Source organism: Pseudomonas sp. P5_152, assembly GCF_033989915.1.
Lineage (GTDB): Bacteria > Pseudomonadota > Gammaproteobacteria > Pseudomonadales > Pseudomonadaceae > Aquipseudomonas.
The window spans coordinates 2452501-2477129 of sequence record NZ_JASFAH010000002.1; the positions used below are offsets into that span (position 1 = coordinate 2452501).

Below are 24629 nucleotides of genomic sequence, written 5' to 3' on the forward strand. Positions count from 1 at the left end.
AGAACCGCCCTTCGCGCAGATCGAAAACAGCACCGAAGACACCCCGCAAACCGCTGAAGCGGCCCCTGCACCGGTGGTCGAAGAGAAAAAGGCACCAAGCCACCGCGAAGTAATTGTCGCCAAGGGCGACACGCTGTCCACGCTGTTCGAGAAGGTTGGACTGCCCTCCACTTCCGTCAACGAGATCCTGGCCAGCGACAAGCAAGCCAAGCTCTTCACCCAGCTCAAGCGCGGCCAGAAACTCGAGTTCGAACTGGGTCCAGACGGCCAGTTGACGACGCTGCACAGCAAGATCAGCGACCTCGATAGCATCAGCCTGACCAGGAATGCCAAAGGCTATGCGTTCAATCGCACTACAGCCAAGCCGACCGTACGCACCGCTTATGTCCACGGCGTGATCAACAGCTCGCTGTCCCAGTCGGCAGCGCGTGCCGGCCTGTCCCACAGCCTGACCATGGACATGGCCAGCGTGTTTGGCTACGACGTCGACTTTGCCCAGGACATTCGCCAGGGTGACGAGTTCGACGTGATCTACGAACAGAAAGTGGTCAACGGCAAGGCTGTCGGCAATGGCCCGATCCTGTCCGCCCGCTTCACCAACCGCGGCAAGACCTACACCGCCGTGCGCTACACCAACAAACAAGGCAACAGCAGCTACTACACCGCCGATGGCAACAGCATGCGCAAGGCGTTCATCCGTACACCGGTGGACTTCGCCCGTATTAGCTCGCGTTTCTCCATGGGCCGCAAGCATCCAATTCTGAACAAAATTCGCGCCCACAAAGGCGTCGACTACGCCGCACCGCGCGGTACGCCGATCAAGGCTGCCGGCGACGGCAAGGTCCTGCTGGCGGGCCGCCGCGGTGGCTACGGCAACACCGTGATCATTCAGCATGGCAATTCCTACCGCACCCTGTACGGCCACATGCAAGGCTTTGCCAAAGGCGTGAAGACCGGCGGCAGCGTCAAGCAGGGCCAGGTGATCGGCTACATCGGCACCACCGGCCTGTCGACCGGGCCGCACCTGCACTATGAGTTCCAGGTCAACGGCGTTCACGTCGACCCTCTGGGCCAGAAGCTGCCGATGGCCGACCCGATCGCCAAGGCCGAACGTGCGCGCTTCCTGCAGCAGAGCCAGCCACTGATGGCGCGCATGGAGCAAGAAAAATCCACCCTGCTCGCTTCGAGCAAACGCTAAGCCATGGCGCTCTATATCGGCCTGATGTCCGGGACCAGCCTGGATGGCCTGGACATTGCGCTGATCGAGTACGAGGGGGCGATCAAGCTGATCGCCACCCACTACATTCCCATGCCTGACTCCCTGCGCACCGAGCTGCTTGGCTTGTGCGCCAGCGGGCCGGACGAGATCGCCCGATCGGCGCTTGCCCAGCACAACTGGGTCACCCTGGCGGCCGAAGGCATCAACGCCCTGCTAGCCACGCAACAGCTCCAAGCCGCCGACATCCGTGCGATCGGCAGCCACGGCCAGACCATTCGCCACGAACCCGCACGCGGGTTCACCGTGCAAATCGGCAACCCGGCCCTGCTAACCGAGCTGACTGGAATCAGCGTCGTCAGCGATTTCCGCAGCCGTGATGTCGCAGCCGGCGGCCAAGGTGCACCGTTGGTACCGGCCTTCCATGAAGCCCTGTTTGGCCAGCATCACGGTAATCGTGCCGTGTTGAACGTGGGCGGCTTCAGCAATCTGAGCCTGATTGAGACAGGCAAGCCGGTCTCGGGATTCGACTGCGGCCCCGGCAACGTCCTGCTGGATGCCTGGATTCATCAGCAACGCGGGGAAACCTTTGACCGCGATGGCGCTTGGGCCGCCAGTGGCCGTGTCGAGCCGGCCTTGCTGAACGCCTTGCTCAGCGACCCCTTCTTCCTGACCAAGGGTCCGAAAAGCACCGGCCGGGAAGTGTTCAACCTGCCCTGGCTGACCCAGCACCTGGCCCGCCTGCCGGGATTCGCCGCCCAAGACGTACAGGCCACGCTGCTTGAGCTGACTGCCCTGACCATTGTTGAATCACTGCAAGCCGCGCAGCTCGACACCCAGACCCTGCTGGTGTGCGGTGGCGGTGCCCACAACGCAACACTGATGGCTCGCCTTGCCAGCCTGCTACCCAACGCAGGTGTCGACAGCACCGCAGCGTACGGCGTCGATCCGGACTGGGTCGAAGCCATGGCTTTTGCCTGGCTGGCCCATTGCTGCCTCGAAGGCATCCCGGCCAATCGCCCGAGCGTCACTGGCGCCCGCGGCCTGCGAGTCCTTGGCGCCATCTACCCCGCCTGAACCCCAGACAGCAAAACGCCGCAAAAGCCTTGGGCCCTGCGGCGTTGAGTACAGCGGATACTACGTATAGCGATCAGATCGAGAACGAGGAGCCACAACCGCAGGTGGTTGTCGCATTCGGGTTCTTGATCACAAACCGTGAACCTTCCAGACCTTCCTGATAATCCACCTCGGCACCGGCCAGGTACTGGTAGCTCATCGGGTCGACCACCAGGCTGACGCCTTCGCGCTCGACGATGGTGTCGTCATCGGCCACTTCTTCATCGAAGGTAAAGCCGTATTGAAACCCTGAACAACCGCCGCCCGTAACAAATACGCGCAGCTTCAAGCGATCATTACCCTCTTCATCGACCAGGCTCTTCACCTTGTGCGCGGCACCGTGGGTGAATTGCAAAGCCGTGGGGGTGAAGGATTCGACGCTCATGCTGACTATCTCCCGGCGTTACGCCGCCATAATGCGTGATGACGGGCATTATCCGCTTCTCCCAGAAAATCGGTCAACTATTGTTATGGTATAGCAATCAACCTAGCCGTTTCCCAGACAGCAAAAAGGCCCGTTTGACGGGCCTTTTTGTTCGACGCTGCGACGCTTAAGGCAGCATGCCCGCGTGGGACAGCCCCAGGCGTTCGTCCAGGCCAAACAGGATGTTGAGGTTCTGTACCGCCTGGCCCGAGGCACCTTTGACCAAGTTGTCGATCACCGACAACACCACCACCAGGTCGCCATCCTGCGGGCGGTGCACCGCGATCCGGCAAACATTGGCACCGCGTACGCTGCGAGTTTCCGGGTGGCTGCCAGCCGGCATGACATCGACGAACGGTTCGTTGGCATAGCGCTTCTCGAACAATGCCTGCAGGTCCACGGAGCGATCGACCACTGTAGCGTACAGCGTGGAGTGAATGCCGCGAATCATCGGGGTCAGGTGCGGCACGAAGGTCAGGCCAACGTCCTGGCCAGCGGCGCGGCGCAGGCCCTGGCGAATTTCTGGCAGGTGGCGGTGGCCTTTGACTGCGTAGGCCTTCATGCTTTCCGACGTTTCCGAGTACAGCGAACCGACAGCCGCGCCGCGACCCGCACCGCTGACCCCGGACTTGCAGTCGGCGATCAGCCGCGAAGTGTCGGCCAGACCCGCTTCCAGCAATGGCAGGAAGCCCAGTTGAGTGGCCGTGGGGTAGCAACCCGGCACAGCGATCAGGCGAGCTTGCTTGATCTGCTCGCGATTAACTTCCGGCAGGCCATAAACCGCCTCCTCCAGCAGTTCCGGTGCGCCGTGCGGCTGGTTGTACCACTTGGCCCACTCATCCGCGTCCTGCAGACGGAAGTCGGCAGACAGGTCAATGACCTTGGTCCCGGCCGCGAGCAGCTCGCCAGCCAAGGCGTGGGCTACGCCATGAGGGGTGGCGAAGAACACCACATCGCAGGCACCCAGGGTCTTGATGTCCGGAACGCTGAACGCCAGGCCATCGTAGTGGCCACGCAGGTTCGGGTACATGTCTGCCACGGCCAGACCGGCCTCGGATCGGGAAGTGATTACCACCACTTCTGCTTGCGGATGCTGCGCCAACAGACGCAGCAATTCGACACCGGTGTAACCCGTGCCGCCGACGATACCGACCTTGACCATAAACCTGCCCTCAACGAACCCACTGGAAAGCCGTCGATAATAGGGGCCGCGCGCGCCTGCGACAACCGTCAAGGTGACGTGCGGGCGCTCAAGCCTCTACTATTCGGGCTACCGTGAACCTGGGAATAACTAAAAATGCTTTATCTGTGGCTAAAAGCTTTTCATATCATCAGCGTCGTGTGCTGGTTTGCCGGCCTGTTTTACCTGCCGCGCCTGTTCGTCTACCACGCTCAAAGCGAAGACAGCATCAGCAAGGAGCGCTTCAGTCTCATGGAGCGCAAGCTGTACCGGGGCATCATGGGCCCGGCAATGATCGCCACGTTGATCTTTGGCGGCTGGCTGATCAGCCTCAACCCCAGCGCCTACTTCACCCAGGGCGGCTGGATGCACGCGAAGCTGACCCTGGTCGTGCTGCTGATTGGCTACCACCACATGTGCGGCGCCCAGGTGAAGCGTTTTGCCCGTGGCGAAAACACCCGCAGCCATGTCTTTTATCGCTGGTTCAACGAAGTGCCGGTTCTGATATTGCTGGCTATTGTAATTTTGGTCGTCGTACGGCCGTTCTAATCCTACTGAACGCTTTCCATCGGGGTACTTCCAATGTCGCTGCCCGCTTTGCTTGAACAACACCTGCGCCTGCCCGTCGTGGCGGCGCCGATGTTCCTGATCTCCAATCCACAGCTGGTGCTGGCGTGCTGCCGCAATGGCGTGGTCGGCAGCTTTCCGGCCCTGAACCAGCGCGAAAGCAGCGGCTTCAAGGCCTGGCTGGAGGAAATCGAAGCGGGTCTGGCGCTGCTGCAGAACCCCGCGCCCTATGCCGTGAACCTGATTGTGCACAACAGCAATCCACGGCTGCAGGCCGACCTGGCGATCTGCATCGAGCATAAAGTACCGATCGTGATCACCAGCCTGGGTGCAGTGAAAGAAGTGGTGGATGCGGTGCACAGCTACGGCGGCCTGGTGTTCCACGACGTGACAACCCGTCGGCACGCCGAGAAAGCCGCCGAAGCCGGGGTCGATGGTTTGATCGCGGTTGCCGCCGGTGCCGGTGGTCACGCCGGCACGTGGAGCCCCTTCTCGCTGATTGCCGAGATCCGGCAGTTCTTCGACAAGACCCTGTTACTGGCCGGCTGCCTGAACCACGGCCATGAAATTCTCGCCGCGCAACTGCTCGGCGCGGACCTGGCCTACTTCGGCACACGGTTTATCGGTACCACTGAAAGCCATGCACCTGAGGCTTACAAAGAGATGCTGCTGACTTCCAGAGCAGCCGACATCGTTCATACGCCAGCGGTCTCGGGCGTACCGGCAAGTTTCATGCGCCAAAGCCTGCTCAACGCCGGTTTTGATCTCGACGCGCTGCAAGGCAAAGGCGAAATCAACTTCGGCGCCAAACTCAAGCCCATCAGCGATGAAGCCAAAGCGTGGAAAACCGTGTGGTCTGCCGGTCAGGGCGTCGGTGAAATCGACGACCTGCCCAGCGTTGACGAACTGGTCGCGCGGCTGGATGCCGAGTACCGCAAAGCGCAGGAACTGGCAGCTCAACTGCCCAAACGCTGGCCACGTTAAGCCACCTACCTTGGGTCAGCCGGGTACGGCTGGCCCCGGTAACGCGCACACCCCGATCAATCGCGACAAGGAAGTACTGGCATGAGCGAAAACCGTTTCAAGATTGTCTTCGACGGCGCCCTGCTGCCAGGGGTCGAGATCACCACGGCGAAACTCAATCTCGCCGAACTGTTCAAATGTGACGTCAGCGCCATCGAGCGGCTATTTCGTGGCGAACCCGTCGCCCTCAAGCACAACCTTTCCCAGGCCGATGCGCAGACCTATCTCACAGCCCTGGCAAAGACCGGCGTTGATGCGCGGATCGAGGCCGAGCCTTCGATCGAGCTCAACCTGAGCGAAGTCAAACCCATCACGGCCCCACTGCCGGAGGCCAACACCTCTCCCTACGCTCCGCCCCACGCGCCAGTGGGTGAGGTCAACACCACGTTTTCCGAACTCAAGGTCTTCAGTGTCCAGGGACGTATCGGTCGCTTGCGGTATCTGGCCTGGTCGCTGGCTGCGCTACTGATCATGGGCGGGGCCGCCGGCACATTGGGATTGGGCCTGTTGGCGGGCGATAACATGGTATTGGCGGCAATTGTTTGTGTCGTCGGCCTGCTTGCCTACTTCTATGTGAATATCACCATCAGCGTGCAGCGCCTGCATGACCTGGGATGGTCTGGCTGGCTGTGGTTCCTGAACCTGGTGCCCATTGTCGGCGGCCTCTTTCCCATCGCACTGGCGGTCATCCCGGGCAACCCCGGCGCCAACCGCTACGGCGCACCGCAACCGCCCAACAGCACGGCGGTGAAAGTATTGGCCGGGCTTTGGCTGGTGGTGATTGCAGTGGTGTTTGTCGGCGCATTGGCTGGCGGCCTCAGCGCCGTCACTGAAGAATACGAAAGCACCATGAGCAGCAGCTATGAGATCGACGAGTCGGCTGAAAACGTTGAGGCAGACGATGCGGCGCAACCTGCCCAGCCCCCTGTAGACTATGGACAAGAATAAACGCGCTGGCGACCTGTGAGCTCTCTGTCCACAGGCCTCGAGCCGTTGCGATGGAGAACTGCATGACCCGTTACGCTCTGATCACTGGTGCTTCCAGCGGCATCGGCCTGGCTATGGCCGAAGCCCTGGCGCGCCGCGGCCGCAGCCTGATTCTGGTGGCTCGCCAACGTGATCAGCTGGAAAGCATCGCCATCGAATTGACCCAGCGCTTTGGCGTCGAGGTGCTGTTTCGCGCCTGCGACCTGGGTGAACCACTGCGCTTGTCCGGCTTTCTGCTGGAGCTCGAAGAAGGCGAACGGCAGATCGACCTGCTGGTCAATTGCGCCGGCATCGGCACCTGCGGGCCATTCCTGGCCCAGGACTGGATGACTGAGCAAGACCTGATTGAAGTCAACATCCTCGCCCTCACACGTCTGTGCCATGCCATTGGCAACAGCATGGCCCTGCAGGGTGGCGGACAGATTCTCAACGTGGCGTCCGTGGCGGCCTTCAATCCAGGCCCGTGGATGAGCACCTACTACGCCAGCAAGGCCTACGTGCTGCACTTTTCCGAAGGCCTGCGGGTGGAGCTGAAAAAGTGTGCGGTCAAGGTTTCGGTGCTGTGCCCCGGCCCAACCCGGACCGCCTTCTTTCGCACCGCACAGCTGGACGACAGCAAACTGAACGCCAGCAAGCTGCTGATGAGCCCCGAGGAAGTGGCGTTGTACACCGTGCGGGCACTGGATAAGAACCGTGCAATCATCATCCCTGGACGGCGCAATCGCTGGTTCGCCTTCCTGCCGCGCCTGGGCTCGCGCTGGTTGACCCGGACCATCGTCGGCATGGTCAACAAGGCCTATTGCCCGCGCTGAGCACCCACGCAATAAAAGGTCGGGCGCCGCAGTGGCCCCTTCAGTACACTCAGTGCGGCCCATCAACATGGAGAAACAGCTGTGGATACTCTGTTCACCAAGATCATCAACAGAGAAATACCTGCCAAGATTATTTACGAGGATGACCAGGTCCTGGCCTTCCACGACATCGCCCCGCAGGCCCCCGTGCACTTCCTGGTCATCCCGAAGAAGCCGGTGCGCACCCTCAACGACCTCACCGAGGACGACAAGGCGCTGGCCGGGCATATTCTGTTCACCGCCCAACGCTTGGCGCTGGAACTGGGCTGCGAAGAAGGCTTTCGCGTGGTGATGAACTGCAATGAACTGGGTGGGCAGACCGTCTACCACATTCATATGCACGTCCTGGGTCAACGCCAGATGCACTGGCCACCGGGCTGATCCCAGCCTGTTGCTCCGGGTTGTGTCGCCGATCGTCATGACCCAGGGCAAACCTTCCCCCGCCGATTGCGGTAAACTGGCCGCCGAGATTCTTCCCGGAGGTCAGCATGACTACCCAACGTCACTACTCGCCCATTGACCGTCTTCTGTTGCAAGCCGATACCGCGATGCGCACCTTGCTGCCATTCAGTGGCCAGCCTTATCGCCCGTCGCCGGCCATCCTGCAGCCAGAGAGCAAAATGAGCGACGAGGACACCCGGCACGTCGCCGGCCTGATGCGCATCAACCATACCGGTGAAGTCTGTGCCCAGGCGCTGTATCAAGGCCAGGCCCTGACCGCCAAGCTGCCGCAGGTGCGGGCGGCGATGGAGCATGCGGCCGAGGAAGAGATCGATCACCTGGTCTGGTGCGAGCAACGCATCCGCCAACTGGGCAGCCATACCAGCATCCTCAACCCATTGTTCTACGGCATGTCGTTCGGCATCGGTGCAGTGGCCGGGCTGATCAGCGACAAAGTCAGCCTGGGCTTCGTGGCAGCGACCGAAGATCAGGTCTGCAAGCACCTGAACGAACACCTGGAGCAACTGCCGGCCGAGGACGAAAAGTCGCGAGCCATTCTTGAGCAGATGCGCATCGACGAAGAACAGCACGCTGAAAGTGCGCTGGATGCCGGTGGTTTCCGCTTCCCGGCGCCGGTGAAGTTCGGCATGAGCCTGTTGGCCAAGGTGATGACCAAAAGCACCTACCGCATTTAACGCACCTCGACACCGAGACGAAAAAAGGGCGCTGATATCAGCGCCCTTTTTTTTGTGTCCGTATCCCGCACTAAAAAGGCCTAGCCCTCTTCGCGTTGACGAACTCGACTCAACCCAACTCAATGATTTCGTAGTCGTGGGTAATGGCCACACCTGCGGCCCCCAGCATGATCGATGCCGAGCAGTACTTCTCTGCCGACAACTCGATGGCGCGCTTGACCTGGGCTTCCTTGAGCGCTCGGCCCTTGACTACAAAATGCATGTGAATCTTGGTGAACACCTTGGGATCTTCAGTCGCACGCTCGGCTTCAAGGAAGGCTTCGCAGCTTTCCACCGCCTGGCGCGACTTCTTGAGGATGCTGACTACGTCGAAATTGCTGCAACCGCCCACACCGAGCAGGAGCATTTCCATCGGCCGAACCCCCAGGTTGCGACCACCGGCCTCGGGCGGACCGTCCATGACCACGACGTGACCACTGCCGGATTCACCGAGGAACATGGCTTCGCCAGCCCATTGGATGCGTGCCTTCATCGCCAAGTCTCCACTGTAAAAAAAGGGTCGCCAGCTTAGCACAGGGCTTGGGATAGACAGCGTGCCACTGCAGTGCAAGCCGGCGGCCGCGCGCATTGATAATTTCTCTAATGACACCAGAATGTGTCTGTTAAGCTGGCGCCAATTCACTGGCGCAACACCCGTCCTAGAGCACACGCTCTGCAGCGCCTCATAAAAACAACCACGTCACACCGTGCAGTCTTTTCGGGATTCAACCATGGTTGCTATTGCCCCAACCCCCAAGATCAAGAACCTCGACAAGCTGCTGATGCATTGCCAGCGCCGTCGCTACCAGGCCAAGAGCAATATCATTTGTGCAGGTGACCGTTCCGACACACTGTTTTTCATTATCAAGGGTTCAGTCACCATCCTGATCGAGGATGACGACGGCCGGGAAATGATCATCGCCTACCTCAACAACGGGGACTTTTTTGGCGAGCTGGGTTTGTTTGAACAAGCAGGCCAGGAGCAGGAACGCAGTGCCTGGGTACGCGCCAAGGTCGAGTGCGAAGTGGCCGAGATCAGCTACAGCAAATTCCGCGAACTGTCCCAGCACGACCCGGACATCCTCTACGTGCTCAGCGGGCAGATTGCCCAGCGCCTGCGTAACACCACACGCAAGGTCGGCGACCTGGCCTTCTTCGACGTCACCGGTCGGGTTGCGCGCTGCTTACTGGAGCTGTGCAAACAACCCGACGCCATGACCCACCCCGACGGTATGCAGATCAAAGTCACCCGTCAGGAAATCGGCCGGATCGTCGGCTGCTCGCGGGAAATGGTCGGGCGCGTGCTCAAGGACCTGGAAGAGCGCAACCTGGTGAACGTAAAGGGCAAGACTATGGTGGTGTTCGGTACCCGCTAAGGCGCCAGAAACTGGGCAAGCATCTGCCGATACAGCGTGTCCAGGCGCTCAATGGCCTGGGGCGCGGCGAATCGTTCGTGCAGGGCGATATGGCTTGCCGCACGCACCCGCTGCTCAAGGCCGCACACCTGGTTAAAACGGTTGACCGCCTGCACCATCGATTCGCGTTCATCGTCCAGCAGCAATGCGCCATGCACCAGTCCTACTGGCCGCTGCCCACCTTTGCTCTGGCGCCAGCGTTGCGCGGTGCCAACCATCTTGCGACCGTCGAGATTGACGTTGAAGCGTCCATCACAGAACGCGCCCTCCACTTCCCCCAAAGACGCCTCACCCCCCAGCTCTGTCAGCAACATGCAAATCGGATCGCACAGGCGCCGATAGGCGGTTTCGATACGTCCGTGATCACCTTCGCTGCGTGGCGGCGCGTAGACCAGCGCAATGTTGATGGTGGCCGCCGACTGCGGCACCGGCTCGCCCCCGGTTTCGCGCAGTAACACCGGCCAGCCATTCTCCGCCGACGCTACACAGGCAGCGTCGAACCCCGGCAAACGACTCAAGCGCCGGGGCATGACCAGCGCACGATCGCTCGGTTGCCAGAACAACAGAGCGAAATCCTGGTCACCAGCACACACCGTCGCCAGCAAATCCTGCTCAGCTTGCAGGCCCGCTTCGACGGTCAAGGCAATGGGTTGGGTCATGGCAGGCAAATCCTTGGCTGTGGATACAAAAAGCCGGCATCGCCGGCTTCTTGATTAAATCAGGTTCAGTCGAGTGTAGAACCGCTGACCGGTACACCGCGCTCCGGGAAGAACAGGCGTTGCAGTTCCGCCCCCGGGCTCTCGGCGCGCATGAAGGCTTCGCCCACCAGGAACGAATAGACCTCACTGATTTCCATCAGCTCGACATCCGCACGGTTGAGAATGCCACTTTCAGTGATCACCAGGCGATCGCGAGGGATGCGCGGCAATAGATCGAGGGTGGTTTCCAGATTCACTTCAAACGTATGCAGGTTGCGGTTGTTAACCCCGACCAGCGGCGTGTCGAGGGTTTTTAATGCCCGCTCCAGCTCGTCACCGTCGTGAACTTCCACCAGTACGTCGAGGCCAACGCCTTTGGCAACGGCAGCCAGCTCAGCCATCTTGACGTCGTCCAGCGCGGAGACGATCAGCAACACACAATCGGCGCCCAGTGCACGGGCCTCAACGATCTGGTACGGATCGATCATGAAGTCCTTGCGAATCACCGGCAGGTTGCAGGCCGCACGAGCCTGCTGCAGATAGCTGTCCGCACCCTGGAAGAAGTCGACATCGGTCAGCACCGAAAGACAGGTTGCCCCGCCCTTCTCGTAGCTGACTGCGATTTCGGCGGGGACGAAGTGCTCGCGGATCACCCCTTTGCTTGGCGACGCTTTCTTGATTTCGGCGATGACCGCCGGTTGCTTGAGCTTGGCCTGGGTGATCAACGCCTGGGCGAAGCCACGAGGTGCGTTCGCCACTTTTGCCATGGCTTCCAGTTCGGCCAGTGTCACGCGAGCGCTACGCTCGGCCACCTCCTCAACTTTGCGGGCGAGAATCTTCTCGAGCACCGTCGGTACACTCATGCCTCATTCTCCACTTTGAATACTGCAGTAAATGCACCCAACTCTTCGAGCTTTTCTCGCGCAAGGCCGGTGTGCAGCGCGTCATGAGCCAGGGCAACCCCCTCTTTCAGACTGCTCGCATGATCAGCGGCGTACAGCGCAGCACCAGCGTTGAGCACAATCATTTCGGCCGCTTTCTGGCCGTTCTCGGTTTTACGGCGCCCCAGTGCATCGCGAATCAGTTCCAGCGAAGCGGCCGGGCTGTCCACAGCCAGACCGTGCAAGCTCTGGCTCTTCATGCCCAGGTCTTCAGGTTCGACCCAATACTCAGTGACCTGGTCATTCTTCAATTCGGCGACAAACGTCGGCGCCGCCAGACTGAACTCATCCAGGCCATCCTTGGAATGCACCACCAGCACGTGTTTGCTGCCCAGACGTTGCAATACTTCGGCCAAAGGCCGGCACAAAGCCTGACTGAACACCCCCACCACCTGATGCTTCACACCGGCCGGATTCGTAAGCGGGCCAAGCATGTTGAACAGTGTGCGCAAACCCAGGTCACGCCGTGGACCTGCCGCGTATTTCATCGCACGATGGTGGGATTGGGCAAACATAAAACCAATACCAACGTTGTCGATGCAGCGCGCCACTTGCACCGGCGTCAGGTTCAGGTAGATCCCGGCCGCTTCCAGCAAGTCGGCACTGCCGCTCTTGCCCGAGACGGCGCGGTTACCGTGCTTGGCCACGGTGCAGCCAGCAGCTGCCACCACAAAAGAAGAGGCGGTCGAGACGTTGAAGATATTCGCACCGTCGCCGCCAGTGCCCACCACATCCACCACGCCATCGAGGGTTTTCAGCTCGACCCGGTCAGCCAGTTCGCGCATCACCGAGACGGCGCCGACGATTTCGTCGATGCTCTCGCTCTTCATGCGCATGGCCATCATGAACGCACCAATCTGCGAATCCGTGCATTGCCCGGTCATGATTTCGCGCATCACATCGCTCATTTCCTCAGTGCTCAGGTCGAGGTGGCCGACGATACGGCTCAGGGCAGTCTTGATATCCATGGAAAGTCCTTAGCGCGTGCCGCCGGTTTGTTTGAGGAAGTTGGCGAACAGTTCGTGGCCCTGCTCGGTGAGGATCGACTCAGGGTGAAATTGCACACCCTCGATGTTCAGCGTCTTGTGGCGCAGGCCCATGATCTCATCGACCGAACCGTCGTCGAGCTGGGTCCAGGCGGTCAGTTCCAGGCAATCGGGCAGGGTTTCGCGCTGCACAATCAGGGAATGATAACGAGTGACGGTCAGCGGGTGGTTCAGACCTGCAAACACGCCCTTGTCCTCGTGGAATACCGGACTAGTCTTACCGTGCATGACTTGACGGGCACGTACCACATCGCCACCAAACGCCTGGCCGATCGACTGGTGCCCCAGGCAGACGCCGAGGATCGGCAGCTTGCCGGCGAAATACTTGATGGCTTCGATCGACACACCGGCTTCGGTCGGCGTGCATGGGCCGGGAGACACGACAATGCGCTCGGGGTTGAGTGCTTCGATCTGGGCGATGGTCAGCTCATCGTTGCGCACGACCTTGACCTCTGAGCCCAGCTCGCCGAGGTACTGCACAACGTTGTAGGTAAAGGAGTCGTAGTTATCAATCATCAGCAACATGGGTTCAAACCTCTTGAATTCACTGACTTTTAAAACAGCCTTCGAATGATTGACCCGCACAGTGGCGTCGCTCGGTCAGATGCTGGAAGTGGAGCCAGCAAAAGCGGCAGTTCATACGGGTATAGAAGGCAAACGGGTACAGGTCCGGCCGAGCCGGCAGAGAAAGTTCAGGCGCGCCAACGCCAACGGGCGTGTGCCTTGACGACTTGATCCAAGAGTTTGCTGACGATCAACACGGGGAAGGTCTCATTCATACATTCCAGCACAGTAACTTAGCTGGGCAGAGGGTGCAATATGGCGTAACGCTAGCGGGGGATACGGCCTTTAGCCATAGCTAAAGCGCAAAAGTTTTTGGTACTGTCGTTTTGTTCAACACAACAATAAATAAACGGACTTGATCATGATCAGACAGACGCTGTTTGTACCGCTGGCAGGAGGCCTTCTCGCGATGGCTTGCGCCCAAGCGATCGCTGCACCGACGCCCTACTCGAACTTCGTGGTCTTTGGCGACAGCCTCAACGATGCCGGCCAGTTCGCTGACCCGGACGGCCCGGCAGGCGCCACGCAGCGCTACACCAACCGGGTGGGGCCAACCTACCGGGACGGCAGCGGGGAAGTCCGTTCTGCCAACTCGACACAATTGCTGGGGGGCAAACTGGGGTTCTCGGATGATCAGACCGCCGCCTCGACCTCGGCGGTCCGCGCCGAGCAGGGCCTGGTCGATGGCAGCAACTGGGCGGTTGGCGGTTATCGCACCGACCAGATTCTCGACTCCATCACCACCACCTCAGCCACCGGCGAGCGCTCACGCCCAGGCTATCTGCCCAGCAATGGCTTGCGCGCCGATCCCAACGCCCTCTATTACCTCTCCGGGGGCGGCAATGATTTTCTCCAGGGCCGGATTCTCAACCCTGCCCAGGCCGACGCGGCAGCCGGCCGGTTGGTCGATAGCGTGCAAACCCTGCAGCAGGCAGGTGCCAAATACATCATGGTCTGGCTGCTCCCGGATATCGGCCTGACGCCGGCAATCAACGGCAGCCCACTACAAGGTTTCGTTTCCCAACTCAGCACACAGTTCAACACCGAGTTGGTGCGACAACTACAGACCGTTGACGCCGAAATCATCCCGCTGAACATTCCGGTATTGCTCAACGAAGCCTTCGCCAACCCGGCGCAATTCGGCCTGGCCACCGACCAGAACCTCACCGCCACCTGCTTCAGCGGCAATGGCTGCACGGAAAACGCCCGGTACGGCATCAACAGTGCGACCCCCGACCCAAGCAAGCTGATCTACAACGACTCGGTCCACCCCACCGAAGCCGGCCAGCGCCTGATCGCCGACTACGCCTACTCCTTGCTGGCCGCGCCCTGGGAAGCCTCGCTGTTGCCAGAAATGGCCCACGGCACCCTGCGTGCGCACCAGGATGAACTGCGCAACCAATGGCAAGCCGACTGGGAAAACTGGCAGGGCGTCGGCCAATGGCGAGCCATTGTCGCTGGCGGTGGCCAGCACCTGGACTTCGACGGCCAGAACAGTGCCGCCAGCGCAGATGGCACTGGCTACAACTTGAACATCGGCGGCAGCTACCGCCTCAACGATGCCTGGCGTGTCGGCGTCGCAGCCGGGTTCTATCGCCAGAACCTGGAAGCCGGCAACAACGACTCGGACTACAAACTCAACACCTACATGGGCACCGCCTTTGCGCAGTACCAGGAAAATCGTTGGTGGGCGGACGGTGCACTGACAGCCGGGCACCTGGACTACGACAGCCTCAAGCGCAAGTTCGACCTGGGCGTCAACGAACGCGGCGAGAAAGGCGATACCAGCGGCACCGTGCTGGCAGCCAGCGGCCGGATCGGCTACGACATCGCGCAACAGGCGAGCAGCCCTTGGCACCTGTCACCGTTCCTCAGCGCGGACTTCGCCAAGGTCAAAGTCGACGGTTACTCCGAGGACGACAACACCGCCACTGCGCTGACCTACGACGACCAGACCCGCAACTCGCGTCGCCTGGGTATCGGTTTGCAGGGCAAGTACCTGTTCACCCCGCAGACCCAGGTGTATGGCGAATACGCCCACGAGCGCGAGTATGAAGACGATACCCAAGACGTGACCATGAACCTCAACACCCTGCCCGGCAACCAGTACACCCTGGCCGGCTACACCCCGCAATCCCACACCAACCGCCTGAACCTGGGCGTCAGCCACAAGCTGACGGCCGACCTGGCGTTGCGGGCCGGCTACAACATCCGCAAGGACGATGACTTCACCCAGCAAGGGTTGAATGTCGGCGTGGTACTGGACTTCTAAAACCCGCAGCCAAAAAAAACGCTGCCTCCTCACGGGGGCAGCGTTTTTTTGTGCCGCGCTACACCCTCAATCCCGGGGTGTCTGCTCGGCCAGTGCCACGGCACGGAACATCGCGCGACGCTTGTTCAGGGTTTCTTCCCATTCCAGCGCCGGCACCGAGTCGGCAACGATGCCGCCGCCGGCCTGTACGTGCAATTCGCCGTTCTTGATCACTGCCGTGCGGATCGCAATCGCCGTGTCCATGTTGCCATTCCAGGCGAAGTAACCCACCGCCCCACCGTACACACCGCGTTTGACCGGCTCCAGTTCGTCGATGATTTCCATCGCGCGAATCTTCGGCGCGCCCGACAAGGTGCCCGCAGGCAGAATCGCCCGCAGCGCATCCATTGCAGTCAGGCCGGCTTTCAACTGGCCCGTGACGTTGGAAACGATGTGCATCACGTTGGAATAACGCTCGATGACCATTTTCTCGGTCAGCTTCACCGAACCGATCTCCGAAACCCGTCCGGTGTCGTTGCGGCCCAGGTCAATCAGCATCAGGTGCTCGGCGATTTCCTTGTCATCCGACAGCAGGTCCTCTTCCAGCGCCAGGTCGGCTTCTTCGCTCGCGCCACGAGGACGCGTACCGGCAATCGGGCGTACGGTGATCAGGTTGTCTTCAACCCGCACCAGGACTTCTGGCGAACTGCCAACCACATGGAAGTCGCCGAAGTTGAAGAAGTACATGTACGGCGTCGGGTTGAAGCAACGCAGGGCGCGGTACAAATCAATGGGCGCCGCCTTGAAGTCGATGGACATCCGTTGCGACGGCACCACCTGCATGCAGTCACCGGCCAGGATGTACTCCTTGATGGTGTCGACGGCGCGCTCGTAATCGGCTTGGGTGAAACTGGAACGGAATACCGGGTCCGCCGCCTGCTGCTGGCTGAAATCCAGGCCACGGCGCGGGGTAATCGGCTGGCGCAGTTGCTCCAGCAATTGCTCGAGGCGCGCCTGCCCTTGTTCAAACGCGTTTTCCTGCGCCGGATCGGCCAGCACGATGGCGTGCATCTTGCCCGCCAGGTTGTCGAACACCACCACCGCATCGGAGACCATCAGCAAGATGTCCGGCACGCCCAGCGGATCAGGGTTCGGGCACTTGCCCAGACGCTTTTCCACGTAACGCACGCAGTCATAGCCGAAGTACCCCACCAGGCCGCCATTGAAGCGCGGCAGACCAGCAATGGTCGGTACGTTGTAGCGCGCCTTGAAGGTCTCGACGAAGGCCAGCGGGTCTTCGACATCGTGGCTTTCGACCTCGACCCCGTCGACGGTCACACTCACATGCAGGTCATGCACCCGCAGTACCGTGCGGCACGGCAAGCCAATGATCGAATAGCGCCCCCACTTCTCCCCGCCCTGCACCGACTCCAACAGGTAGGAGTTGGGTTGATCGGCCAGTTTCAGGTAGATCGACAGCGGCGTGTCGAAGTCGGCAAGGGTTTCGCAGGCAAGCGGGATGCGGTTGTAGCCGGCAGCGGCCAAACGCAGGAATTCTTCGCGGATCATGAGGTGCCTCGTGGCATGAGGGTCTAACGGTCAGGTGTGCAAACGCGCCGGCTAGCCGGCCAGGATCACGTCAGGCGCGCCAACGCCAGCGGGCCAGGGCCTTGATGACTTTCATCCAGAGTTTGCGGGTAACCACCACGATGACATTTCCAGGAGGGGATTGGACAGCGTCGGGCAACGTTATCCCAGCGGCAGAATCCAGGCAACCGGGAATTAGCTTGCGCAGATCGTCGATCACCAGCGCCGGCGACTCTTCGGCAATCGGCCGGCCATGGTTATAGCCGTAGCTCAGGGCCACACACTTGACGCCCGCCGCCTTGGCCGCCAGGACGTCACTGCGCGAGTCGCCGACGAACAACGACTGCGACGCCGGTACGTTGGCCATTTTCATCACGAAAAACAGCGCCGCCGGGTCAGGTTTTTTCTGTGGCAGGGTATCGCCGCCGATGATCCACTTGAAGTAGCGGCCGATCTTCATCTGGTCCAGCAAGGGCGCGACGAAGCGCTCCGGCTTGTTGGTGATCAGCGCCATCTCGACACCCTGCTTGTGCAACCACTTGAGGGTGTCGCGCACGCCAGGGTAAACCACCGTCAATTCATGGCCGTCTGCATAGGCGTCCATGAAAATCTCCAGCGCATGTTCGGCCTCGACATCGTCGACCCGACTGTGATCGATATCACCGGCCAGGGCCCGGCGGACCAGCACCGGCGCCCCGTTGCCGACCCACTCGCGCACGGCGCCCAGGCCGGCCGGTGCGCGCCCCAGCTTGAGCAGCATGTGATCCACGGCCACTGCCAGGTCCGGTACCGAATCGATCAGGGTGCCATCCAGATCGAACATCACCAGCCGTGGCAATTGCCCTGGGAACAGCTGCTCAAAACCACTCATGGACGAGCCAGCGCCAGTTCGGCACGCATCTTCTCGATCACTTCCTGGTAGTTCGGCGCGTTGAAGATCGCGGAGCCGGCCACGAAGGTGTCAGCGCCAGCCGCGGCGATTTCGCGGATGTTGTTGACGTTCACCCCACCGTCGATTTCCAGGCGGATATCACGGCCCGAGGCGTCGATCAGCGCGCGCGCTTCACGCAGCTTGTCGAGGGTTGCCGGAATGAACTTCTGACCACCAAAACCCGGGTTGACGCTCATCAGCAGGATCATGTCGACCTTGTCCATCACGTACTTGAGTACGTCCAGCGGAGTCGCCGGGTTGAACACCAGGCCGGCCTTGCAACCGCCTTCGCGGATCATCTGCAAGGAGCGATCGACGTGAATCGTGGCGTCCGGGTGGAAGGTGATGTAGGTGGCGCCGGCCTCGATGAAGTCACCGATGATGCGGTCGACCGGAGATACCATCAGGTGTGCGTCGATCGGCGCGGTAACGCCGTACTTGCGCAGTGCCGAGCAGACCATCGGGCCGATGGTCAGGTTGGGCACGTAGTGATTGTCCATGACATCGAAGTGGACGATGTCGGCACCCGCGGCCAGAACGTTGTCCACTTCTTCACCCAGGCGGGCGAAGTCGGCGGAGAGAATCGACGGAGCAATAGCGAAGGGCTGCATGACGCACCTTTTTTGAGCAGGATCACGATGGCGCGCATTGTATACCTCATGCTTTGACGCGCGCACCGTGGCTGTAACGATCAGTAAGCCGCTCGATAGATCTTCTCGATATCAAGGGCCGTCAACTGGCGCGGATTATTGCGCATCAAACGCTCGATTCCCGCGGCCTCCAGCGCCATGGCCGGGATCGCCTCCTGGGGCACGCCGAAACTGCGCAAGCCCTGGGGAATTTCCACTGCGGCACACAGTCGCGCCATCGCCGCGACCGCCTGGTCCGCCGCTTCATCGGCACTCAGGTGCGTGATATTGAGGCCAAAGGCCTGGGCAATGTCCTGCATGCGCTCCACGCACGCCATCTTGTTCCAGGCCATCACATGGGGCAGCAACAGCGCGTTGCTCACGCCATGGGCAATATTGAAGCGCCCGCCCAGCGGATAGGCCAGGGCATGCACCGCGCCGACCCCGGCGTTGCCGAACGCCATGCCGGCCATCAGGCTGGCAGTAGCCATGTCCTCACGGGCCTGCAGGTTCGCGGGATTGGCATAGGCCTTGGGCAGCGCCTTGGCGATCAGCTTGATGGCACCGATGGCCAGGGCGTCGGTAATCGGCGAAGCATTCACCGACAGGTAGGACTCGACCGCATGCACCAGGGCATCCACCCCGCTGACGGCGGTGACACTGCGCGGACAGGTCAGGGTCATTTGCGGGCTGACCAGCGCCACGTCAGGCAACAGGTAGTCGCTGACGATGCCTTTTTTCAATTGGGCGTGTTTGTCGGAGAGGATCGCCACGTTGGTGACTTCCGAGCCGGTGCCAGCGGTGGTCGGGATCGCGATCAGCGGCGGGCCCTTGCGCGGCACTTGGTCGACGCCGAACAAATCCTCGAGCGCGCCGTGATAACCGGCATAGGCCGCGACGCTTTTGGCGATATCGATGGCACTGCCGCCGCCCAGGCCGATCAGGCCGTCATGCCCGCCCTCGCGGTAGACACGCATGCAGTCCTCGACGATGGCGATTTCCGGGTCGGGCAACACCCGGTCGAAAATCTCGTAGGTGCGCCCACCCAGTTGCGCCAGCGCCAGCTCCACGGTGCCGGACTTGACCAGCGCCGCATCGGTGACAATCAGCGGGTGGTCGACATCCAGGCGGGTCAACTCAGCGGCCAGTTGCTCGATGGCACCGGTGCCGGTGAGCAGCTTATGAGCGATTTTGAAAGAGCAAATACTCATGTGCGCAGCCTCTTATAGATAGGGGAGCTGGGCACAATAGTAGCTGTCGATTGGGTTTTGTCTGTTATTCAGCCCGTGAATGGCTTCAAGCCCACTGAACACCCCAGTGGGAGCGAGTCTGCTCCCACTGGGGTTGATGTCAGGTTTCAGACCTGTGCAGTACGCAATTTCTCACTGCGCCCACGCAACCACTCCAAGGTCAGCAGCAGGATCACCGAGAAGGCAATCAGCAGCGTTGCGGCGGCGGCGATGGTCGGGCTGAGGTTTTCGCGGATACCGCTGAACATCTGCCGCGGCAAGGTCGCTTGCTCGGGGCCGGCGAGGAACAGGGTCACCACTACTTCATCGAACGAGGTGGCAAACGCAAACAGCGCACCGGAAATCACCCCGGGGGCGATCAACGGCAAAGTCACCCGGCGGAACGCCGTCAGGGGCGAGGCGCCGAGGCTGGCCGCGGCGCGCACCAGGTTGTGGTTGAAGCCTTGCAGGGTCGCCGACACCGTGATGATCACGAACGGCACACCCAGTACCGCGTGCACCACAATCAGCGAGAAGAAGCTGTTCCCCAGCCCCAGCGGGGCGAAGAACAAGTAACTGGCCACCCCGATGATCACCACGGGCACCACCATCGGCGAAATCACCAGGGCCATCACCAGGGCCTTGCCCGGGAAATCGCCGCGGGTCAGGCCAATGGCCGCCAGCGTCCCGAAGATCATCGCCAGTACGGTCGCGGCCGGGGCCACGATGATGCTGTTCTTCAGGGCGCGCATCCACTCGGCCGAGGCAAAGAAATCCTGGTACCAGTGCAGCGAAAATCCTTGCAGCGGGTAGACCAGGAAGCTGCCGGAGTTGAACGACAGCGGGATGATCACCAGCACCGGCAAGATCAGGAACAACAGAATCAAGCCGCAGAGAATCCGCAAGCTGTAGAACCACACCCGTTCAACGGGGGACATATAAGGACTCAGCATTTCGATTCTCCCCTTAGCTCAGGCGCAGGCGGCTGGCGCCCACCAGCCAGCTGTAAATCAGATAAAGCACGATGGTCGCCAACAGCAGCAGCCCGCCAAGCGCCGTCGCCATGCCCCAGTTGATGCTGGTGTTGGTGTAGAAGGCGACGAAGTAGCTGACCATCTGATCGTTCGGGCTACCCAGCAGTGCCGGGGTGATGTAGTAACCAATCGCCAGGATGAACACCAACAGGCACCCGGCGCCGACACCGGCATAGGTCTGCGGGAAGTACACCCGCCAGAAGCTGGCGAACGGATGGCAGCCCAGGGAAATCGCCGCCCGCATGTAGGTCGGCGAGATGCCTTTCATCACGCTGTAGATCGGCAGGATCATGAACGGCAGCAGAATGTGCACCATCGAGATGTACACCCCGGTGCGGTTGAACACCAACTCCAGGGGTTTATCGATAATGCCCATGGCCATCATTGCGCTGTTGATCAGCCCGCCCGACTGCAGCAACACGATCCACGCGGCCACCCGCACCAGGATCGAGGTCCAGAACGGTAGCAACACCAGGATCATCAGCAGGTTGCTTTGCCGGGCCGGCAAGTTGGCCAGCAGGTAAGCCAGGGGATAGGCCAGAGCCAGACAGATGGCCGTGATCACCAGGCCCATCCAGAAGGTGCGGGCAAAGATGTCGAGGTAGATCGCCTGGTCGGGGGTGGCCGGGGCGACTTCGCCGAGGTCGTCGATGCGGTGGTCAACCGCCGCCAACAGGTAGTACGGCGTCAGGCTGCTGGTATTGCGGCGCACGGCCTGCCAATAGGCCGGGTCGCCCCAACGCTCGTCCAGCGCTTCGAGCGCGTCTTTATAAGACGCCGGCTCGCTCTTGAACGGCAGCGCGCGGGCAGTCTTGGTCAGCAGGCTGCGGTAGCCGGCCAACTCCATGTTCAGGCGCTTGGACAGGTCGCCCAAGGTTTGATTCTTGCGGGCTTCGGCCAGGTCTTCACTGGCGGCCTTGTACACCGGGTCCGCTGGCAGGCCTCGGCCATCCCAGGCAGCGATCGCTGCTACGGTGCGCGGCATGCCGCCGACCACTTCCGGGTTACCGACGCTTTTATAGAGCAGCGCCACAATCGGCACCAGAAACACCAGCAACAGAAACAGCACCAACGGCGCAATCAGGGCTTGGGCCTTCCAGCGGTTGACCCGCTCGGCACGCGCCAGGCGCTGCTTCAAGGTGCGATGGGTGCCCTCGTTCAGGGGAACGGCGATGGCCATGGCGAACTCCGAAAATCTTTGATCGTTACAGAGGCAGACAAACAACCTGTTGGAGCGAGCACGCTCGCTCCAACACGGATTACGCTGTCAAACCTCTAACTGACTGGCATTGGGCAAGCCCTCTGCCACAGGGTCGCGTTTACTTCGCTGCCCAGGAGTTGAAGCGCTGCTCCAGTTGCTCACCGTTGTCCGCCCAGAAGCTGACGTCGATCTGCACCTGGTTGGCGATGTTTTCCGGGGTCGTCGGCATGTCTTTCAGAATTTCCGGGTTCAACAGGGGTACCGCCTGGGTATTGGCCGGGCCGTAGGCAATGTTTTCCGAATAGGTTTTCTGCTGTTGTGGCATGACCGAGAACGCGATGAATTTCTTCGCCGCTTCAGCGCGGGTCTTGTCCAGGCCTTTAGGAATGGCCCAGGCGTCGAAGTCGTAGATACCGCCGTTCCACACCACCTTCAGGTTGCTTTCCTTTTGCACGGCAGCGATCCGGCCGTTGTACGCCGAGCTCATGACCACGTCACCGGACGCCAGGTACTGCGGCGGCTGGGCGCCAGCTTCCCACCACTGGATGCTCGGCTTGAGTTCGTCGAGCTTCTTGAAGGCACGGTCCTGGCCATCTTTACCGGCCAGCACTTTGTAGACATCTTTCGGCGCCACGCCGTCGGCCATCAAGGCAAATTCCAGGGTGTACTTGGCGCCTTTACGCAGGCCGCGTTTGCCCGGGAAGTTCTTGGTGTCCCAGAAGTCGGCCCAGCTGGTCGGCGCGGTTTTCAGCTTGTCGGCGTTGTAGGCCAGCACGGTCGACCAGACGAAAAAACCAACGCCGCACGGCTGGATCGCACCCTTGACGTAATTTTCGGTATTGCCGAACAGTGCAGGGTCGAGTTGCTCGAACATGTCCTCGTCGCAACCGCGGGACAGCTCTGGCGATTCGACTTCCACCAGGTCCCAGGACACGCTCTTGGTGTCGACCATGGCCTTGACCTTGGCCATTTCACCGTTGTATTCACCGGCGACGATCTTGCCGTTGCCCGCTGCTTCCCAAGGCGCATAGAAGGCCTTGACCTGTGCGGCCTTGTTCGCGCCGCCAAACGACACCACGGTCAGGTCCGAGCCCGCGGCCATCGCGTGTGCCGCACCCATCATGCCCAGAGCCAGGGCGGTGAATTTCAGGGATTTCAACATTTATTGTTCTCTCCACGTGCAGGGTTGGTGAAGCAAGGGGGCGATCAATTCGCCTCTAGAAGGGGGTCGAGCGCACGGACGTGTTCGACCTGCCAGCCAAGCGGCACCACGTCTCCGACGGCCAGCGCCGGGTCCAGCTCGGCGATCGGCTGTTTCACGAAGAAGTCGGTCTTGCCGCAGACTTCCAGGCGCACACGGACGTGGTCGCCCAGATAGATGAATTCCGCCACCCGCCCAGAGAAGCGGTTGACACACGCCTCACTAGAGCCGTTGAGGCTGACCCGCTCCGGACGAATGGACAGGGTCACTGGCTCGCCGGTCTTGCCGACATTCACCGCCAGTGCCTCGACCTTTTCCCCGCGCCCAAGCTCGACAATGCAGCGCTCGCCGGTCTGACTGTGGAGACGGCCATTGAGGCGGTTGTTTTCGCCAATGAAGTTGGCCACGAAGGTATTTTTCGGTTCTTCGTACAGGGTGCGAGGTGGGGCGATCTGCTGGATTTCGCCTTGATGGAACACCGCCACCCGGTCGGACATGGTCAGGGCTTCGCCCTGGTCGTGGGTCACATAGACCACGGTCACACCCAGGCGCTGGTGCAGGTGCTTGATCTCCATCTGCATGTGTTCACGCAGCTGTTTATCGAGAGCGCCGAGCGGTTCGTCCATCAGCACCAGTTGCGGCTCGAACACCAGCGCCCGGGCCAGGGCCACCCGCTGCTGCTGGCCACCGGAAAGCTGGGCCGGGTAACGCTGGGCGAAGGCATCGAGCTGAACCATGCTCAGGACACGCTTGACCCGGTCACTGACGTCACTCTTGTTCAGACCACGCACGGTCAGCGGGAACGCCAGGTTCTCGGCCACCGTCATGTGCGGGAACAGGGCGTAGTTCTGGAACACCATGCCGATGTCACGCTTGTGTGGCGGCACATTGTTGATCGAACGCCCGGCCAGCAGGATCTCGCCGGCGGTCGGGGTTTCGAAACCGGCGAGCATCATCAGGCTGGTGGTCTTGCCGGAGCCGGAAGGCCCGAGCAAGGTGAGGAACTCGCCTTTGCGAATATCCAGGTTGAGGTCTTTGACGATCAGGTTCTCGCCGTCGTAGCTCTTCTGCACGCCACGAAAGCTGACCAGTACATCATTGGTCCCCGCGCTTGAATCGACCTCGCTCATACCCACACCTTTATTGTTGATGACTGCCGTGGATTAAGCCTAGTGGCTACGCACAGCCGCGCAAATCGGGGCGCAGGAGAGAATCGCCTCAGCCAGATGGAAGGTTGGGGGTAGGGATTGCCCTACAAGGATGGCGCGTTTGGACAGGTCGGCAGCGAGTTTTCCGCTACAAGCCACAAGAACCGGCAAAAGCGGTTTGGCGGGATGTCGTAAATGGATATGCCGACGCGGTG

25 protein-coding genes (1 of these 25 running past the window's edge) are annotated in these 24629 nt (G+C 61.0%); 10 read left to right on the forward strand and 15 right to left on the reverse strand.

Features of this window, described 5'->3' with window-relative positions; all coding sequences use genetic code 11:
- Together QMK50_RS11250 and QMK50_RS11255 are read left to right on the forward strand one after the other, a co-directional pair.
- Window positions 1-1198: the 3' portion of a peptidoglycan DD-metalloendopeptidase family protein gene (locus QMK50_RS11250; RefSeq protein WP_159998195.1), read on the forward strand. It extends 221 nt beyond the left edge of the window; only the last 1198 of its 1419 coding nucleotides appear in the window; its start codon lies beyond the left edge, outside the window; it ends in the stop codon at window positions 1196-1198.
- A gap of 3 nt (window positions 1199-1201) precedes the next feature.
- Window positions 1202-2293 carry an anhydro-N-acetylmuramic acid kinase gene (locus QMK50_RS11255; protein ID WP_095170517.1) on the forward strand — a complete coding sequence of 364 codons (1092 nt, stop codon included), beginning with the start codon at window positions 1202-1204 and terminating at the stop codon, window positions 2291-2293.
- Window positions 2294-2366: 73 nt separating this feature from the next.
- Here the strand turns inward: QMK50_RS11255 and erpA are convergent, their stop codons facing one another.
- Both erpA and argC read right to left on the reverse strand, forming a co-directional pair.
- Window positions 2367-2717: an iron-sulfur cluster insertion protein ErpA gene (gene erpA, locus QMK50_RS11260; protein WP_027617200.1), complete on the reverse strand. Its 351-nt coding sequence runs from the start codon at window positions 2715-2717 to the stop codon at window positions 2367-2369.
- A 166-nt stretch (window positions 2718-2883) separates the two neighbouring features.
- Window positions 2884-3918, reverse strand: coding sequence for an N-acetyl-gamma-glutamyl-phosphate reductase (gene argC / locus QMK50_RS11265; protein WP_095170518.1), 1035 nt, complete (start codon window positions 3916-3918; stop codon window positions 2884-2886).
- Between the two features lie 135 nt (window positions 3919-4053).
- Between argC and hemJ the strand changes: the two genes are divergently transcribed.
- The 6 genes from hemJ to coq7 all read left to right on the forward strand — a co-directional run bounded on the left by hemJ (window position 4054) and on the right by coq7 (window position 8500).
- Entirely contained in the window at window positions 4054-4485 is a 432-nt protein-coding gene (gene hemJ, locus QMK50_RS11270) for a protoporphyrinogen oxidase HemJ (RefSeq protein WP_095170520.1), read from the forward strand.
- 33 nt (window positions 4486-4518) lie between these two features.
- The gene (locus QMK50_RS11275; RefSeq protein ID WP_095170522.1) at window positions 4519-5487 is read left to right on the forward strand and encodes an NAD(P)H-dependent flavin oxidoreductase; all 969 of its coding nucleotides are present in this window, start codon (window positions 4519-4521) and stop codon (window positions 5485-5487) included.
- Between the two features lie 81 nt (window positions 5488-5568).
- Window positions 5569-6474, forward strand: a complete 906-nt coding sequence (locus tag QMK50_RS11280; protein WP_095170524.1) for a DUF805 domain-containing protein — start codon at window positions 5569-5571, stop codon at window positions 6472-6474.
- Between the two features lie 62 nt (window positions 6475-6536).
- Window positions 6537-7325, forward strand: coding sequence for an SDR family NAD(P)-dependent oxidoreductase (locus tag QMK50_RS11285; RefSeq protein WP_159998201.1), 789 nt, complete (start codon window positions 6537-6539; stop codon window positions 7323-7325).
- Between the two features lie 81 nt (window positions 7326-7406).
- Window positions 7407-7745, forward strand: a complete 339-nt coding sequence (locus tag QMK50_RS11290) for a histidine triad nucleotide-binding protein (protein WP_095170527.1) — start codon at window positions 7407-7409, stop codon at window positions 7743-7745.
- 107 nt (window positions 7746-7852) lie between these two features.
- Window positions 7853-8500, forward strand: coding sequence for a 2-polyprenyl-3-methyl-6-methoxy-1,4-benzoquinone monooxygenase (coq7, locus tag QMK50_RS11295; protein WP_095170529.1), 648 nt, complete (start codon window positions 7853-7855; stop codon window positions 8498-8500).
- 109 nt (window positions 8501-8609) lie between these two features.
- Here coq7 and QMK50_RS11300 read toward each other — a convergent pair whose 3' ends face one another.
- Window positions 8610-9032, reverse strand: a complete 423-nt coding sequence (locus tag QMK50_RS11300) for an OsmC family protein (RefSeq protein WP_005792019.1) — start codon at window positions 9030-9032, stop codon at window positions 8610-8612.
- Between the two features lie 238 nt (window positions 9033-9270).
- Between QMK50_RS11300 and crp the strand changes: the two genes are divergently transcribed.
- On the forward strand, window positions 9271-9915 hold the full coding sequence (crp, locus tag QMK50_RS11305) for a cAMP-activated global transcriptional regulator CRP (protein ID WP_095170531.1): 645 nt from the start codon (window positions 9271-9273) through the stop codon (window positions 9913-9915).
- On the opposite strand, the gene QMK50_RS11310 is transcribed toward crp, so the two are convergent.
- The 4 genes from QMK50_RS11310 to QMK50_RS11325 form a co-directional block, all read right to left on the reverse strand.
- Complete coding sequence (locus tag QMK50_RS11310) at window positions 9912-10613, reverse strand: lipoyl protein ligase domain-containing protein (protein WP_320333123.1); 702 nt, start codon at window positions 10611-10613, stop codon at window positions 9912-9914. The genes crp and QMK50_RS11310 overlap by 4 nt on opposite strands.
- Before the next feature lie 65 nt (window positions 10614-10678).
- The gene (trpC, locus tag QMK50_RS11315; RefSeq protein WP_095170535.1) at window positions 10679-11515 is read right to left on the reverse strand and encodes an indole-3-glycerol phosphate synthase TrpC; all 837 of its coding nucleotides are present in this window, start codon (window positions 11513-11515) and stop codon (window positions 10679-10681) included.
- Window positions 11512-12561 (reverse strand): anthranilate phosphoribosyltransferase, encoded by a 1050-nt coding sequence (gene trpD / locus QMK50_RS11320; protein ID WP_095170537.1) that lies wholly within the window; start codon window positions 12559-12561, stop codon window positions 11512-11514. Before trpD ends, trpC begins: the two co-directional genes overlap by 4 nt.
- A 9-nt stretch (window positions 12562-12570) precedes the next feature.
- Complete coding sequence (locus QMK50_RS11325; RefSeq protein ID WP_159998203.1) at window positions 12571-13164, reverse strand: aminodeoxychorismate/anthranilate synthase component II; 594 nt, start codon at window positions 13162-13164, stop codon at window positions 12571-12573.
- A 400-nt stretch (window positions 13165-13564) separates the two neighbouring features.
- On the opposite strand from QMK50_RS11325, the gene estP reads away from it, so the two are divergent.
- Window positions 13565-15475 (forward strand): esterase EstP, encoded by a 1911-nt coding sequence (gene estP, locus QMK50_RS11330; RefSeq protein ID WP_320333124.1) that lies wholly within the window; start codon window positions 13565-13567, stop codon window positions 15473-15475.
- A gap of 66 nt (window positions 15476-15541) precedes the next feature.
- Here estP and trpE read toward each other — a convergent pair whose 3' ends face one another.
- From trpE to QMK50_RS11370, 8 genes are all read right to left on the reverse strand, one after another.
- The gene (gene trpE, locus QMK50_RS11335) at window positions 15542-17023 is read right to left on the reverse strand and encodes an anthranilate synthase component I (RefSeq protein ID WP_320333125.1); all 1482 of its coding nucleotides are present in this window, start codon (window positions 17021-17023) and stop codon (window positions 15542-15544) included.
- A gap of 70 nt (window positions 17024-17093) precedes the next feature.
- Window positions 17094-17912, reverse strand: coding sequence for a phosphoglycolate phosphatase (locus QMK50_RS11340; RefSeq protein WP_320333126.1), 819 nt, complete (start codon window positions 17910-17912; stop codon window positions 17094-17096).
- A complete protein-coding gene (rpe, locus tag QMK50_RS11345) occupies window positions 17909-18583 on the reverse strand; it encodes a ribulose-phosphate 3-epimerase (RefSeq protein WP_095170546.1) in 675 nt (224 codons plus the stop codon). Before rpe ends, QMK50_RS11340 begins: the two co-directional genes overlap by 4 nt.
- An 80-nt stretch (window positions 18584-18663) precedes the next feature.
- Window positions 18664-19812, reverse strand: a complete 1149-nt coding sequence (locus QMK50_RS11350) for an iron-containing alcohol dehydrogenase (RefSeq protein WP_320333127.1) — start codon at window positions 19810-19812, stop codon at window positions 18664-18666.
- Between the two features lie 146 nt (window positions 19813-19958).
- Complete coding sequence (locus QMK50_RS11355) at window positions 19959-20783, reverse strand: ABC transporter permease (RefSeq protein WP_095170550.1); 825 nt, start codon at window positions 20781-20783, stop codon at window positions 19959-19961.
- Window positions 20784-20796: 13 nt separating this feature from the next.
- Complete coding sequence (locus tag QMK50_RS11360) at window positions 20797-22044, reverse strand: ABC transporter permease (protein WP_095170552.1); 1248 nt, start codon at window positions 22042-22044, stop codon at window positions 20797-20799.
- Between the two features lie 139 nt (window positions 22045-22183).
- A complete protein-coding gene (locus tag QMK50_RS11365; protein ID WP_095170554.1) occupies window positions 22184-23227 on the reverse strand; it encodes an ABC transporter substrate-binding protein in 1044 nt (347 codons plus the stop codon).
- Between the two features lie 44 nt (window positions 23228-23271).
- Entirely contained in the window at window positions 23272-24396 is a 1125-nt protein-coding gene (locus tag QMK50_RS11370) for an ABC transporter ATP-binding protein (protein WP_095170555.1), read from the reverse strand.
- Window positions 24397-24629: the final 233 nt, after the last annotated feature.